Raw genomic sequence first — 13,893 nt, forward strand, 5'->3', positions numbered from 1 at the left:
TCGCACGATCACCAACACATTACCTTTAAGGCAATAATGTCGAACTATGACGGCGAGAATTGGCTTTGTTCAAGACGCAGCTCTCGGACATGAGTCGAGATCAAACGTCTACATGAGGTAAGCGCTTAGCTAAGAAACTCTCGGTAATGAGAATATTGAATGTTGCCTTCTTTCCAACCCGACAGTCGAGAAGGAGGTGAAGTCGTTGTACTTGTCCAGTGCTGCCTAGAATCCAGCAAAGGCACCGTTGCCAGCACATGAGCTAACAATGACGGAGGGAAAAAATCAATAAGGAGGTGATACACAGGTTCAAGCTCAGAAAGAAGCTCCTGATCGTTACTCAATATACGTCTAAATGTATTGAGCTGAACTAAAGACTGGGAGTCGTGAACGTGTGTGTTGTCAGGTGATGAGTTGACCACCTCATGAGTCACACAGTTGTCAGAGTTTAACGATAATGACGCGTCATCACCTGTAACACTCTGATCAAACGACACTTTATGACCAACTGCGTCTATACACACCGTTTGTGTGTGTGAGACTCGCGCAATATTGGAGTTCAACGAATGCGCACCAGAATTTACTAAGCCTAAGCTCAGTAAAAGCAGTAACACGATGAGTCGACAACCAAGTTTGATCAATTCAATGCTATCCCAAATATCAGAATCAGCGACAATATAGAACATCTATAGAAGTCACAATTGATTTCCAACCAGCAACAATCACTTTTAACACAACCCTGACAATACCGATTAACCAAAACGGGATTTCAGAAAAGAAAAAGCCAAGCGGGTACTCGCTTGGCTTTCTAATCAACTAATCCTTTGGCACTGGCACCGTCGAACTAGCTTTGTGGGCGCATAATGCCTTTTAGTGTATGGCTTCCCTCTCCGAAAATAGATTGGGCGTGTTCAGACATGTCATCACTGGAAATGGAATCCGTCATGGCTTGAACATCAAAAATGGCTTCGATACCGTAATCGTGGATTAAGTATCGTGAAATAAACCATGCCTTTTCAACTGGGTTGGTGTTCATCGGTTCAAGGTCGGCAGCAAGCTGCTTCGCCGCCGCTTGAGTTTCCTTTTCCGAGATCCCTTTTAACGTGTCAGCGATGACTTTATCAATCGCCATTTCTATCTTATCTGCATTTTCAGGGGCGACTTGCGCGCCTACAAACCAATCATTACTTGGTTCGCTGTCCTGAGAAACAGAAAAAGCAAACGGCGCATAATCTAAACTTAACTCTTCACGAATATAAGCCGATAAACGTGTCGTGATCACCCGCTGCAACATATCGTCCATAAAGACATCTTTTGCTGTCTTACCCCCCTTAGCATCAGCGATCACGCGAAGCAGATATTGGCTGCTATCTTCATTATTGATCGAGACATCAATCTTATCCTGATAAGTAGGGCGATACGCGACATCAAACTCAGGGATCTCTGCAGGCGTCAATGGCACAGAAGCCACATATTGGCGCAGCAAAGGTTTGAGCTCCGCAGGCTTCACATTCCCGACAATAACTAAGCGGTTATTACGCAGCGTTTTGAATAGTTCAGTATAAATGCTTTGAATATCTTGTGTGGTTACCGACGCAATGTCTTTCCCTTCCAACATGATGTGTCGGCTGTTTTCAAGGTAGCTATTGCGATTTAGCATTTGCGTAAACTCACCAACTGGTGTGTCTAAGTACGCGTTACGGTTTTGAGTAAACTCCTGCTTTACGGCTTCCAATTGCTCTGGCTCGGCCTTCGCTTGCGTCAAAATAGCGTGTAAAGCTGCTAGGCTTTCAGCCAAACTCTTTTGCTTCGCATGAATCTCAAAACCATGGTGGGTAAAGTTAATAAACGGGTAAATCTCTATGTCTTTTCGTTTCAAATGGGCATGAAGATCTGAACCATTAAAATCGCCAACACCACTTCTTATCGAGGTAGGAATGGCCACTTCAACCGCTGGGAACAAGCGGTTATCTAAAGCGGCTTTGCCACCTAAACTCGCGTAGTACACCGCGACATCCTGTCCAACATTCATATCCCGCAGATACCATACCTCGACGCCATTACTGAGCGTCCATTGCTCTAGTTGTGGGTCATCGAAGATTTGGGTTTGAGCGATAATGTCACCCTGATTTTCAGGCACTGAAAAAGCAGTACTGGCCATCGCCATCAGTGGCTTTTCACCACTTTTGCGATAAGCCGATTTAAGGTCATCCAACTTAGAGGCCAACAATGCTTGGTCTTCATTCTTAGCTAAACCAAGAACAATAAAGTAGTCATCTGAAAGCAAGTCATCCAAATTGTCGTTAATCATGTCTAAATCAACGCTGGCTAAAAATGCTTTCAAGCTCGATCGGTAATCAAGTTCTGACTGCACGGCTTGGTCGATCACCAATGCGGTGGCTTTGCCATTGGCATGATCGATACTATTCATCTTGTCCCAGTCCGCTCTGATGTTGTCGTAAGACTCTTGATACCTCTCCATCACACCTGATATTTCAGCTTGCGTGACTCCATGATCACGTAACGATGCTAATGTCGCGAGAAATTCGGCTTGGCTTTGCTCTCGTAAATGCTCAGGAAACGCCACACTTGTCACTGAATAGCGCTGATATTCCATCAAGTAATTGGTCGAGAAAGACCATTGAATAGGCAGAGCGGCATCGACAAATACACGAGATATACGCTCTTGAATCAATTGTTGAGACATCTCATCTAACCACAGTTGTTGCTGTTGTTCGCGACTTTCAATCACTCTTGCCCCTCGGTCAGTCACCACAGCAATACTCGGAGGCTCTCCTCCACCAGCATGGGCGACTAAATCCTCGTGATTAAATTGAGATATTTTTTGTTTATGAGGACGCGGAGTATCGCCCTTCTGCCAGCTTGAGAAACGCTCTTCTATCAAGGGTAAGATTTCGGATAACGTCACGTCACCCGATACAATGACTTCGGCTAATTGGGGTTGATACCAAGTTTGATAATAACTTTTAAGCCCAGACGCGTTCGCCTGGTTGACGGACTCTTTAGTCCCTATCGCATCTCGAGTTTCATAAGGGCTACCTTCGATCATGTGATCATAGAACTGAACCGCGATCGGTTTATCTTCCGTTCGCGAATAGCGGAACTCTCCAAGTATGACGCCTTTCTCTTTTTCAACTTCTTGATCGCTGATATCTAAGCCATCACCGATATCGCGCAGCCAGGTAATCGCTTGTTCAAGCTTAGATTTGTCGGGCAAATCAAGCTTATAAACGGTTTCTTGGTAAGAGGTGTACGCATTAAGATCCGCACCGAAGCTCACACCTGCATCTTCAAATAAACGGATCACATCATTTTGTGAAAAGTTTTTACTTCCATTGAATGCCATGTGTTCAACGAAATGCGCGTATCCCAGTTGCTGCTCAGTTTCTTGGAAAGAACCTGCGTGCACCAACAAACGCACTGAAACAGGCTTTTCAGGATCAGGATAAACGTGATATTTCAGCCCGTTATCAAGTATTCCTGAGACCCAATATGGATCGGATTTTATTAGCGTTTGAGGGGGAGTTGAACTGCACCCAACTAATGCGACACAAAGTGCCGAAACTAAATAATATGGTTTCATAACAACCTCTTACTGACATTTACTTGTAATATACAGGTTTGCTCAGTAATTATTATTTAGTACTCAACAGCTTGAGTATTGTTGAGAGGCACATCACGTCGATTTATCAACCGAGTGACAATTTACAAAACCACAGTTACATCCCTTTAAAAAGAGATTGAGAAGCTCGGCTGACAGGCAGTTTTTGGCCTGCGATGTACGCTGACATTTGCCCAGAAAAATCTTTTTTGACTTTACTGATTGCGGCGACTTTAACCACGGTAGAACGGTGAATTTGCCAAAACTCATCAGGATTTAACTGTGCAAGCAATTCTTTCAAAGACATCCGAATAACGAACTCTTGTAGGTCTTGATTTTCATCCTGTTTAAAAACGGAGACATATTTATCTCCCGCTTTAAAAAACAAAATATCCGACACTGAAATCAAGTGAATGTCTTCGCCAACGGTCGCTTTCACCCAATTCAAATATTGCGGAGCTTGCTGAGGCTGAGACAATTGTTGGATCTGGCTCATCAGCGCCGCGATATCCGCTTGCCCAGAACTTTTCGGTTCCGTAGAACGCAGTTCTAGTCGTGTTTTGAGCTTTTCACAGGTAGCCATTAAGCGAGATTCGTTCAGCGGCTTTAATAAATAATCGACGGCATTTTGTTCAAACGCTTTCACCGCATATTCATCATAAGCGGTGATAAACACAACTAGAGGTGGATTAGTCAACTGTTGGAGTTTTTTCGCGAGATTCATGCCATCAAGTTCTGGCATTCGAATATCCAGAAACGCCACGTCAGGGGTCAGCATCTGAATGCTTTGCAGCGCCTCCGCTCCATTTTGAGCTTTTGCCACTATCTCCAATTCTGGCCATACTTCGGCCAACGTCTGATCAAGGTGACGTCTAAGCAATGCTTCATCGTCTGCGATAATAGCGGTGATCCGTGTACTCAAAATGGCTTTTCCTTAAAATTAACACTGTAAATTGTTTATTCGATTAACGACTTTTGCGGCAATACCAAAGTGGAGACAACCCCACCTGAGCTTTGCTCTTTGATCGACATACTCGCTTTTCCATCAAACAAGGTGTCTATCCTTTGACGAATATTACTCAGCCCCACCCCATGCCCGGCTGTCGCCAAACCAGCATTTAGGCCTGCGCCATTATCCGAGACTTCTATGGTTAGATTAGTCTCATTGTCGCTCATAATTCGGATGGTCACATTCCCACCAGCAGCCTTCGGCTCAATGCCATGAGTCAACGCATTTTCGACCAGAGGTTGGATCAAAAAAGGAGGGAGTACCTGAGTGTTCGATACCCCATCGACTTCAATTGAAAACTCGAGTCGTTCCCCAAGACGAATTTTTTGAATATTCAGGTACGCCTCAATCAGAGCGAGCTCTTGTTCAACGGTAGACTGGTCATTTCGGCTGTTCTTTAATGTCACTCTCAGCAGCTCGGTTAACTGTTCCAACATTAACTTCGCTTTATCGCTGTCGGTTTCTATCAGAACATTAATCGTTGCTAAGGTATTAAATAGAAAATGAGGCTCTATCTGGCTTTGAAGCTGCTTCAATTGACTTAGCACGACAACTTTTTCTTGGTCGGCTTGTTTGCGTTTAGCCACTTCCAATGCATTGTCCGCGACAAGTTTTTGCTCCTTTGAATAAAAGTAGTAGAAGCACATTGCACAGAAGATAACGCCAAGAAACACGACCGATTTCAAATCCGAGAAATTATCACCAAAATAGCCATTCAGCCAATACTGAGCATTCACTGTGCCAACGACTATCGCCACTGTCATTGAAATCGCCGATTCCACCCGCTTAGTAAGCGTAGGCATCCACAAAGTAATCCCGAACGAAGACGCCAAGGCGCTGTATCCAAAACCTAAACTGATGATGATATTAACCGTTAAATCCCCTCCCCAAATACTTTGAGTCACAAATGCAATCACCAAACAAAATGCTGTCGTAATCGCCGTGCTTTTCGCCCACAGAGAGTGATTAATAGAAGAACCTTTCATTAAAATCGTCCTTTAATATTTAATAGAATCATATGGCTATCCGGTAAATTGGCGTAAGCAGAATCATTTTTTCCGGTCAAAAAGCGTGCAGCAAGTTCCAAATCAATTGAAGATGTCCCTGTATCGATGAATTGATAGTTCAACCATTGCGTTGCGATGATGCCGCCATCAGCAGGGGAATACATCAAATCAAATGTTGGGGTTAAGTTGTCTAGCCAGCTACTGCTATCCAACGCACTCCCGTTAAATATCTGTGCCCATGCAGTCGAATCGAGTGACCAGTGGAACATCAAATTATGCTGCACTAAGTTTGCATGTTGGTAACCCTGAGCATACGACGACGCGAGGTTTACCGTCGCAGGCATCTCAGATAAAAAGGTGGCGCGATCCAACGCCTGTTCCCACTGCGAACTGCTCCATGCGCGGCTATCAAACCAATACTCAAGAACAACATTGTGGCCGACTTCATTCGCCCAGGTTAAACCTAGCAGCGCTTGATAAGCATCTCCTTGCTCTTGGAGCTCGACTGGAGAATAAGTGGAAGAAGGAAATTGATAGCCTAAGCTCTGACGCTGATACGATACTGAACCATGGAACTCCCAAGCCATATTTAGCACAGACACCAAACTTGCCCCTAAAAGCCCATGACGAACATCGTCGTAATACGCGAGCCACTGATACTCATGCTCACCCATCATGTTGTAACGACGTAGCCCTATCCCTTGTTGCTCGCTACGACTTTCTAGCTCGTTGACCTCTTGCGACGTCCAAGAAGAATCGCTGTACAGTAATGTCCATTCCCCTGTCGCATCAAATATTGAAATGGATGCCACCCCAGCGCCTTCTTCTGCCACAATGCCAACTGGGTTTTGGCGATACGGCTTAATGATATCTAATGGGCGATACCCATAACCGACTCCCCAATCCAAACGCAGTTTCCCTAAGGTCAGATCTAAGTATTGTTCACCAAGCAAAGCGTTAGAGATCTCTAGCCCTCCTTGCCAAAACAGCTCACGAACGATGAATTCGGCGTCGGCGTCTGGTTCTAAGTCTTTCTCTCCTGAATAACGGCTATACAAGTCATTACCTTTGATCGCAAAGAGCCCTAACCAACCAGATGTGCTGACTTCTAAATCAAGCAGAGCATTTATCGACTGAGCGTCATACTCAGGCGCAGTATTAAACGGGATATCTCGTGACTGCACCGTCTCCATACTGACTTGCCAATCCCAGCCGAGTGTCCACTCTTGAGCACTGGCATCCAGAGGAAGAACCATACCAATAAGACTGAGTGACATGAGCAATGCCGAGCGCATTGGGGCTACCCAAGTGGACGTCTCACCACTGGAATTGCGTATCCCTGCTCTATCCGCCATACACATACTTATAGCCCTGATACAGAGTTACGTGATAAATATGCCGGATTGTAGTACTTGTCTTCTAGGCGCTGTTCCGAGATTTCTTGATACTCAATCACGGTTTTCTTACTTGGCTGAATTTTGTCGAGTAACGTCATTGCGGTTACGCCAGGCAGCCCATCACGCTCCCCTTGCTCAAACCACGCTTGCTTCGCCATTTTTCCCGAACGCAAATACAAATCAGCTTTAATCGGGAAGTCATTCTGCTTCGCAAGCCACAAGTCGATGGCCTGATAACTCGCTCCTTTTGTTTTTGCGGTCAACTTCAGTTGATGAGTGTCAACCTGTTCACCTGAGGGTAATGTCACGGTTTGCTGCTGCACCCACTCCCCTTGATAGTCTTCGCTCCAAGTGAGCGTTGAAATATCACCAACCGACGCTTCTCCTAACAACTTTTGCATCGGGGTAATGCGTATCGGGCGACGGCTCTTTGGCATCAATAACCAATAGTTATCTTCTACCATCAGCATCTTTTGCCCAGCTTCAACCGCAGATTTGAACACCACTAACGACTCGCGATTCGGTCTGGTATACACGTTATATTCGCGTGTCTTGTCGAGCGTATTATTTTCATAGAGATTAACTAACGACACGACTTTCGACGCTTCATCTGCATTCAAACGGTAGCTGTCTGCTTTCGCTATCATCTTAGTAACAGTTTGTTGGTCAATACCTGGTGAAGCCAACGCTAAGCAGCTCACCATCATTAACCAAGCGCTAGCAACCATTTTTGCTATCAATATGAACTTATACATACACAAGAGCCTCTGTTATCGGTTTATTTACGCCTTTACGCGCTGACAAATACGCTGCTGCTAAGCAAATCAACATCACACCCAGTGTCGCGTAGCAAACGAGTTCGAACGAAAAGTAAATATTGAGCGGGTAACCATCGGTTCTTCCCGGAGGAGGTGGCATTTGAATATCGACAACCAAGAGCAGTATCGATAGCATCGCACTGAATAATGCACCCGCGATGCTGCCCAAAAATGCCAACAGTCCTGCCTCTTTGAGGAAACCTGAAACAATCTCAGATGGGTATGCACCGAGTGCCGATAGCGTACCAATCTCACGAGTACGTTCGGTCACAGACATCGTCATGGTATTGAACAAAGACACAAACACCACTAACGCCATCACAGCTCCCATGATCCCGAAGATTCGATCATAGAGATCTTTCACTTTGGTGTAGAAAAACGCGCGATCTTGCCAAGGCGTAATCTCAATAGCTTGGCGCATAGAGCCAGCTGCTTGGAGCGGCTCCGCTAACTGAGCCGTTAAACGCTGTTGAACGGAGTCGGTTAATGCCGTCTCAAAAAGAAATACCGACAAGGTACTGACTTTATCTGATGCCAGTAATTCCTGAGCCATAGTCACATGGACATAAAGCTGGCGTTTATCTAGCTCTGGGACACCTGTTGAGTAGATGCCTCGAACCTTAAAGTCGAACGCATTAAGCGCTCCGTCACTGGTTGTCGCCAGTAAGGTCACCCAGTCCCCCACAGCTACTTTTAAGTTTCGCGCAAGATCGCTACCAAGCATGACTTGGGGTTCTTCAGGGTTGTAACGCGTCGATTTCACATCAGACAGAGTATGCCCACTGCGTACATCCAGAAATGGGCCTTTCATATCGAACTCTCGCTCGTTCACGCCAGTACCCATGAAGATGGTTGATTTACTGCCGTTAGAAACCAAGCCACTAAAATACACGCGCGGTTGAACCCCACGAACATCAGTATCTCCAATGATATTGCGCATTAAGCTCTGGGCATCATCTAACCCGTTACTTAATGGCATATCTTCATCTTGCTCAAAATAACCGGGGGTGCTCAATGTAAGGTGACCTGTGTCGCGGGCGGTTGACTCTCGCAGCGATTCGTAAGTATAAAGCCCGTAGCCACCAGCACTGGTCAATGCGAATACGGCAATCGCAATGATCAAAACAGACAATAAGCTACGACGACCATTTCGCAGTAGGTTTAACCACGCGATGCGCAGACTATTAGGAAGCAAAATGTGACTTAACTTGCCCATGAGATCACCTCCATATCTTTAGAAGACGCTGTGACCAGTTTTCCATCGATGAGTTCGATGGTGCGATCGCATCGCTGCGCCATTCTTGGGTCATGTGTAGCCACGATGAAGGTGGTACCCATTTCATGTCCGAGTTCTTTCATAATGTCGATGACCAAATTGGCCGTCACGCTATCTAAGCTCGCGGTGGGTTCATCTGCGATCACCAACGTAGGCTTATGAACCAATGCTCGCGCAATCGCCACTCGCTGCTGTTGCCCACCAGAAAGGTTATCCGGTCGGTGATTCACATAATCGCCTAACCCCACACGTTCCAGCATCGCACGTGCGCGTTGGTGCTGTTCTTGCTTCGATACGTTATTTAGCATGAGCGGATAAGCGACATTTTCTAACGCGGTCATCACGGGAACGAGATTGAACTTCTGGAAGACAAACCCCAACTTTTGTCTGCGAAACGTCGCCGCTTCAATGCGCTGGAGCGGATAAGGTTTCCCCTCAATTTGAATACTTCCTTGGTAACCCATGTCCAATAGCCCAAGAATATTCAGCAAGGTACTTTTTCCGGATCCCGATGGCCCACACAATGCCACCATCTCCCCTTGTTTAATGGTTCCATCCACTCCTTGTAACGCTGAAACAGTTTGCGTTCCGAGTTGGTAGCTTTTCCCAATTGACGTAAATTCAATCATTGTTTTTCCCCTAGTAACATTGACCAAGATGTATGACGACGGTGCTAGAACAAACCGTTAAAACTAGCTACCCGCCTTTTCAATCAGCGCTTTGGCGGTCATGGTTTCAATGTTGTCGGCATCTTGTGTTTCCATCACTGATAACCATTTTTCAGCTTGGCTAATATCTTCAGCACGGATGGAAGCTTCGATGGCGTAACGATAAATCCATGCAGTGGCAGCAAAGTGCTGGTGACTAAACTCTTCTTCAGCAAGCAAAGATAAGTACAAATCATATCCACGCTCAAAATGGTTAAACATGTCAGGAAGTGAGGTATACGTGGCAGCAGCTAACGCTCGCGTTAAGTAAGATTCCGGCAACCCTTGAATTCGTTCTTGCTCATGTAGGGGGGTATCAAAGTCATTTAGAAGGTGGAGTGACTTATCAATCGTCGACAGCCCTTTTTCCACATATTTCATCTTGTTCCAAGGCATAAAAGCATCGCGGCCCATCAGCGTTTCAGTGCTCCCTAAATACACTAAGGTCAATGGTGTCGCCCCTTGTTGTTCAAGCGTCTGCGTAAGCCGTTCATAAGCGATTTCGACTTGCTCTTCATCCCCTTGCGCGGCTAAGTTGTAGATAGAGAGCACTTCTGCGCTTGGGTTAGCATGTGCTATTGAGGTTCCAGCCATCGCGAGAGACATGACGGCAATAAAGAAAGAGCGCTTAAGTGACGATGCGGTAGTACGAAGAGTGTTTGAAGTAGCCATGGTGATTTCCTTTCATTAGTTGACGATGAAAGGTTATCGAATAAATGTCTCGGTTATTTGTGCTTGCGACGAACGGTCGAATTAAGGGATAAATGGAAACGAGGAGGAATAAACGGTATTGGCCAAGAGTAAATGGAAAGGGCTAACAGGAAGTGGCTGGCTCAAGTTGACGAAGAAAGCTGTTGACCAAGTAAACTGAAATACGGAAAAGCTAAATATAACAATGGCCACTCTTGCAGTGACCATTCATTTAATTGAGCGGAGATTTAATGACGATTTTTAGATTGAGCAGCGATATCTTTAATGATCACTGATGTATCCATTCGATTTTCACCTTGAGCCGATAACGCTTTATATGAGGCCATCGAGCTTTCAGTCATCGGTAATGTCAGTCCTTGTCGCTGAGCTTCATCTAAGCAAAAGCCAAGATCTTTAATCATCCAATCAATTGCAAAGCCAAAATCAAACTTGCCCTCAGCCATGGTTACCGCTCGGTTTTCCATCTGCCATGAACCGGCTGCGCCATTTTTCAAGCAATCCACCAGCGTTGGGATATCTAGGCCGGCTTTCTCAGCCAAAATCAAACCTTCTGATAAGCCTGTAAGTACACCAGCCACACAAATCTGGTTAACCATTTTTGCGCGCTGACCTTGCCCTACACGCCCCATCAATACCGACGACTTACCGTAAGCATTAAACACGGGTTGCAGCTCATCAAAATCTGAGTTGTCACCACCGCACATAATCGTCAGCACGCCATTTTCAGCGCCTGCCTGCCCTCCAGAAACAGGGGCATCCATAAAGCGACACCCTGCCGCTTTGGCCGCGATGTCTAATTCTTCAGATAAAATCGCAGACGTCGTCGTATGATCGACTAACAACGCGTTCGGCTTCATCGCAGCCAAAGCACCCGTTTCGCTTGTCGTCATACTACGTACATCATCATCGTTACCCACACAAACCAGTACCACATCAGCATCGGCAACACACTCAGCAACCGTTTGAGCGGCACGCCCGTTGTATTTATCTGCCCAAGCTTGCGCTTTAGCCAACGTGCGGTTGAACACACACACTTCAAAACCAGCGTTACTCAGGTGCCCTGCCATTGGGAAACCCATCACTCCCAGTCCAATAAAACTTACTTTCATTCTTTTACTCCTTATTTGACTGGAATTGCCTGTTGCGCCAATTGAACTCCTTCAATCAGTGCCTCAATTAACAACGTCAGTGCTTTTGGCTGATGTTTTCTTTCTTTGTACACTAAATACGCCTGACGATCACTTCGATGAAACTCCGGTAAGATCTGAGTCAAATTCATCTCTTCGGAGACGTGTCGAAATGGCAACGAGGCGACACCTATTCCTTTTTCGGTTGCTTGTACCACCGCATGAATGTCATTCACGATGAGCTTAGGTCGAATCGAGATCATCTGTAATAACGTTTTTTCACGATAAACCGGCAATTGCAATAAGTGATCGACGCTGATCCATTCATGCGATTCTAAATCTGCAGGGGTAAGGATTTCTGGGTGAGCGCTCAAGTATTCAGGGCTAGCAAAAAAGCCGTGTTTGGCCTTAAACAGTGGCCGTGCAATCATTCCTTCTAATTGAGAAATATCGAACGTCATCAATAAATCCCTATCAGTTTGCGGCGCCGCTTGTTCCTGACTTAACACCAAATCGAGCTGGACTTTTGGGTAATTAGTAAGAAAACGCTCTATGATTTTTCCCACAAAGCCGTCATAGAAGTTATGTGGGATCGCCAATTTAATGCGCCCTTGAACCGTATCACGATCCGACAACAGCCCGGTGAACGCTGCTTGAATCGATTCCATACCACTACTCAATGCTTTAAAGGCTTCTTCACCTGCAGCCGTGGCAACCAGTTCTCTGCCCTGCTTTTCAAGCAAACGAATATTCAGACGCGACTCCAGGGCCGTCAGCCTCCTAGACATTGTTGATACTGGCAATTGCAGCTTTTTGGAAGCCGACAGTAATGACCCCTCTTCCACAACAGTGCAAAACAAGAATAAGTCATCTACGTTTCCAAATATGGAATTCATACTTCTATATCTACTTGTTTATTTCAGTTATGGATAGTTATAACCTTTCTGTATCAAAGTTCAACTCTTCACCACCGAATACACGTCAAAGGAGACTATTTTGAATAAGAAACAAGTTTGGTTAAACACGATATTGTCTTCATTAGTCATGGCGTCACTCATGTCTGGCATCATTTCAGGCACAAAAATGGAATTTAGTGCGGAATGGCCTGCCGTGTGGCTACAAAGCTTCTACTTGTCTTGGCCATTTGCGCTATTCCTAGGCTTTACCGTTTTACCTTTAGTCAGAAAGTTTTCTGAATGGGCAACCAAGCCAAGAGCAAAAAAAGACTTAGCGCTCGACTCCCTAGAGATCGCGCAATGCCAAGGCACTCACCCCATCATTGGACAGATCCCAAAGTAACGGAACGATGATCAAGGTAATATAGAGATCCACCAGCGAATCCAAGAAACACAGGCATAAAAAAACCGAGCATTAAGCTCGGTTTTTGCTATTTAGACAGAATGTCGATTACAGTTCAGCGTTGTGGTAAACCTGCTGAACATCATCACAATCATCCAGCATATCTAAGAACTTCTGGAATTTCTCAGCATCTTCACCCGCAACTGGCGTGTGAGTTTGAGGAACGAAAGTGATCTCTTCAACATCCAGTGTTAGATCTGGGAATGCAGCGTTCAGTGCAGTCTTAGTCTTGAAGAATTCAGTCGTTGGAGCAAAAACAGTGATCACACCGTCTTCTAACTCAACGTCTGTCACGTCTACATCTTCCATCATCAATGTTTCTAGGATGACTTCGTCATCTTCACCCTTAAACTGGAATACAGCTTGGTGAGCGAACATGTGAGAAACAGAGCCTTCTACACCGATTTTAGCGCCTGTTTTGACAAAACATTGGCGAACATCTTGGAAAGTACGGTTGCCGTTATCTGTTAGACAGTCAACGATGACACTTGTGCCACCTGGGCCAAAACCTTCGTAACGTGCTGGAGCGTAATCTTCGCCGCCACCACCGTTCGCTTTATCGATCGCTTTGTCGATAACGTGTGCAGGTACTTGGTCTTTTTTCGCTTTAGTGATCAGGTGCTTCAGCGACAAGTTCATGTCTGGATCACCGCCACCGTTTTTCGCACACATGTAAATTTCTTTACCGTATTTGGAATAAACTTTAATTTTTGCGCCTGCAGTTTTCGCCATTGAGGCTTTGCGCACTTCAAAACTTCTTCCCATCGGGATCTTCTCTCTGATTCAATTAACGGGCAAATTTTAGCAAAAAGCTGAGTCTTTACAAATCATCAGCCTTGCAAAGTCATGGTAGTTGCAGG

General features: G+C 45.4%; 13 protein-coding genes. 1 reads left to right on the forward strand and 12 read right to left on the reverse strand.

Translation table 11 applies throughout. The features are described from left to right. Positions 1-125 precede the first annotated feature (125 nt). The 11 genes from ACHUFI_RS02075 to ACHUFI_RS02125 all read right to left on the reverse strand — a co-directional run bounded on the left by ACHUFI_RS02075 (position 126) and on the right by ACHUFI_RS02125 (position 12,570). Positions 126-686 (reverse strand): hypothetical protein, encoded by a 561-nt coding sequence (locus ACHUFI_RS02075; RefSeq protein WP_394246559.1) that lies wholly within the window; start codon positions 684-686, stop codon positions 126-128. Positions 687-844: 158 nt separating this feature from the next. Continuing rightward, positions 845-3,604, reverse strand: a complete 2,760-nt coding sequence (locus tag ACHUFI_RS02080; RefSeq protein WP_394246560.1) for a M16 family metallopeptidase — start codon at positions 3,602-3,604, stop codon at positions 845-847. 136 nt (positions 3,605-3,740) lie between these two features. Next, on the reverse strand, positions 3,741-4,544 hold the full coding sequence (locus ACHUFI_RS02085) for a LytR/AlgR family response regulator transcription factor (RefSeq protein WP_394246561.1): 804 nt from the start codon (positions 4,542-4,544) through the stop codon (positions 3,741-3,743). Between the two features lie 35 nt (positions 4,545-4,579). Then, positions 4,580-5,617 carry a sensor histidine kinase gene (locus ACHUFI_RS02090; protein ID WP_394246563.1) on the reverse strand — a complete coding sequence of 346 codons (1,038 nt, stop codon included), beginning with the start codon at positions 5,615-5,617 and terminating at the stop codon, positions 4,580-4,582. Then, positions 5,617-6,933, reverse strand: coding sequence for a hypothetical protein (locus tag ACHUFI_RS02095; protein WP_394246955.1), 1,317 nt, complete (start codon positions 6,931-6,933; stop codon positions 5,617-5,619). The genes ACHUFI_RS02090 and ACHUFI_RS02095 overlap by 1 nt, the downstream gene beginning before the upstream one ends. A 68-nt stretch (positions 6,934-7,001) precedes the next feature. Continuing rightward, positions 7,002-7,742 carry an outer membrane lipoprotein-sorting protein gene (locus ACHUFI_RS02100; protein WP_394246956.1) on the reverse strand — a complete coding sequence of 247 codons (741 nt, stop codon included), beginning with the start codon at positions 7,740-7,742 and terminating at the stop codon, positions 7,002-7,004. A 40-nt stretch (positions 7,743-7,782) separates the two neighbouring features. Beyond that, positions 7,783-9,069, reverse strand: a complete 1,287-nt coding sequence (locus ACHUFI_RS02105) for an ABC transporter permease (protein ID WP_394246565.1) — start codon at positions 9,067-9,069, stop codon at positions 7,783-7,785. Continuing rightward, on the reverse strand, positions 9,057-9,758 hold the full coding sequence (locus ACHUFI_RS02110) for an ABC transporter ATP-binding protein (RefSeq protein WP_394246566.1): 702 nt from the start codon (positions 9,756-9,758) through the stop codon (positions 9,057-9,059). The genes ACHUFI_RS02105 and ACHUFI_RS02110 overlap by 13 nt, the downstream gene beginning before the upstream one ends. Positions 9,759-9,821: 63 nt before the next feature. Next, positions 9,822-10,508 carry a hypothetical protein gene (locus ACHUFI_RS02115; RefSeq protein ID WP_394246567.1) on the reverse strand — a complete coding sequence of 229 codons (687 nt, stop codon included), beginning with the start codon at positions 10,506-10,508 and terminating at the stop codon, positions 9,822-9,824. Positions 10,509-10,774: 266 nt separating this feature from the next. Beyond that, positions 10,775-11,656, reverse strand: a complete 882-nt coding sequence (locus tag ACHUFI_RS02120; protein ID WP_394246569.1) for an NAD(P)-dependent oxidoreductase — start codon at positions 11,654-11,656, stop codon at positions 10,775-10,777. Between the two features lie 11 nt (positions 11,657-11,667). Continuing rightward, on the reverse strand, positions 11,668-12,570 hold the full coding sequence (locus tag ACHUFI_RS02125) for a LysR family transcriptional regulator (protein ID WP_394246571.1): 903 nt from the start codon (positions 12,568-12,570) through the stop codon (positions 11,668-11,670). A gap of 100 nt (positions 12,571-12,670) precedes the next feature. Here ACHUFI_RS02125 and ACHUFI_RS02130 point away from each other — a divergent pair, with 100 nt between their 5' ends. Further along, a complete protein-coding gene (locus tag ACHUFI_RS02130; protein WP_394246573.1) occupies positions 12,671-12,973 on the forward strand; it encodes a DUF2798 domain-containing protein in 303 nt (100 codons plus the stop codon). Between the two features lie 108 nt (positions 12,974-13,081). On the opposite strand, the gene ACHUFI_RS02135 is transcribed toward ACHUFI_RS02130, so the two are convergent. Then, a complete protein-coding gene (locus ACHUFI_RS02135; RefSeq protein WP_394246575.1) occupies positions 13,082-13,798 on the reverse strand; it encodes a YebC/PmpR family DNA-binding transcriptional regulator in 717 nt (238 codons plus the stop codon). Between the last annotated feature and the right edge of the window lie 95 nt (positions 13,799-13,893).

This window comes from Vibrio profundi (genome assembly GCF_043642225.1).
Taxonomy (GTDB): domain Bacteria; phylum Pseudomonadota; class Gammaproteobacteria; order Enterobacterales; family Vibrionaceae; genus Vibrio; species Vibrio profundi_A.

What these genes read in the sequence shown, in the direction of transcription:
- ACHUFI_RS02075 (WP_394246559.1), bottom strand. Translation starts at nt 686, where the DNA reads ATGTTCTATATTGTCGCTGATTCTGATATTTGGGATAGCATTGAATTG.
- ACHUFI_RS02080 (WP_394246560.1), bottom strand. Translation starts at nt 3,604, where the DNA reads ATGAAACCATATTATTTAGTTTCGGCACTTTGTGTCGCATTAGTTGGG.
- ACHUFI_RS02090 (WP_394246563.1), bottom strand. Translation starts at nt 5,617, where the DNA reads ATGAAAGGTTCTTCTATTAATCACTCTCTGTGGGCGAAAAGCACGGCG.
- ACHUFI_RS02095 (WP_394246955.1), bottom strand. Translation starts at nt 6,933, where the DNA reads ATGCGCTCGGCATTGCTCATGTCACTCAGTCTTATTGGTATGGTTCTT.
- ACHUFI_RS02100 (WP_394246956.1), bottom strand. Translation starts at nt 7,742, where the DNA reads ATGATGGTGAGCTGCTTAGCGTTGGCTTCACCAGGTATTGACCAACAA.
- ACHUFI_RS02105 (WP_394246565.1), bottom strand. Translation starts at nt 9,069, where the DNA reads ATGGGCAAGTTAAGTCACATTTTGCTTCCTAATAGTCTGCGCATCGCG.
- ACHUFI_RS02110 (WP_394246566.1), bottom strand. Translation starts at nt 9,758, where the DNA reads ATGATTGAATTTACGTCAATTGGGAAAAGCTACCAACTCGGAACGCAA.
- ACHUFI_RS02115 (WP_394246567.1), bottom strand. Translation starts at nt 10,508, where the DNA reads ATGGCTACTTCAAACACTCTTCGTACTACCGCATCGTCACTTAAGCGC.
- ACHUFI_RS02120 (WP_394246569.1), bottom strand. Translation starts at nt 11,656, where the DNA reads ATGAAAGTAAGTTTTATTGGACTGGGAGTGATGGGTTTCCCAATGGCA.
- ACHUFI_RS02125 (WP_394246571.1), bottom strand. Translation starts at nt 12,570, where the DNA reads ATGAATTCCATATTTGGAAACGTAGATGACTTATTCTTGTTTTGCACT.
- ACHUFI_RS02135 (WP_394246575.1), bottom strand. Translation starts at nt 13,798, where the DNA reads ATGGGAAGAAGTTTTGAAGTGCGCAAAGCCTCAATGGCGAAAACTGCA.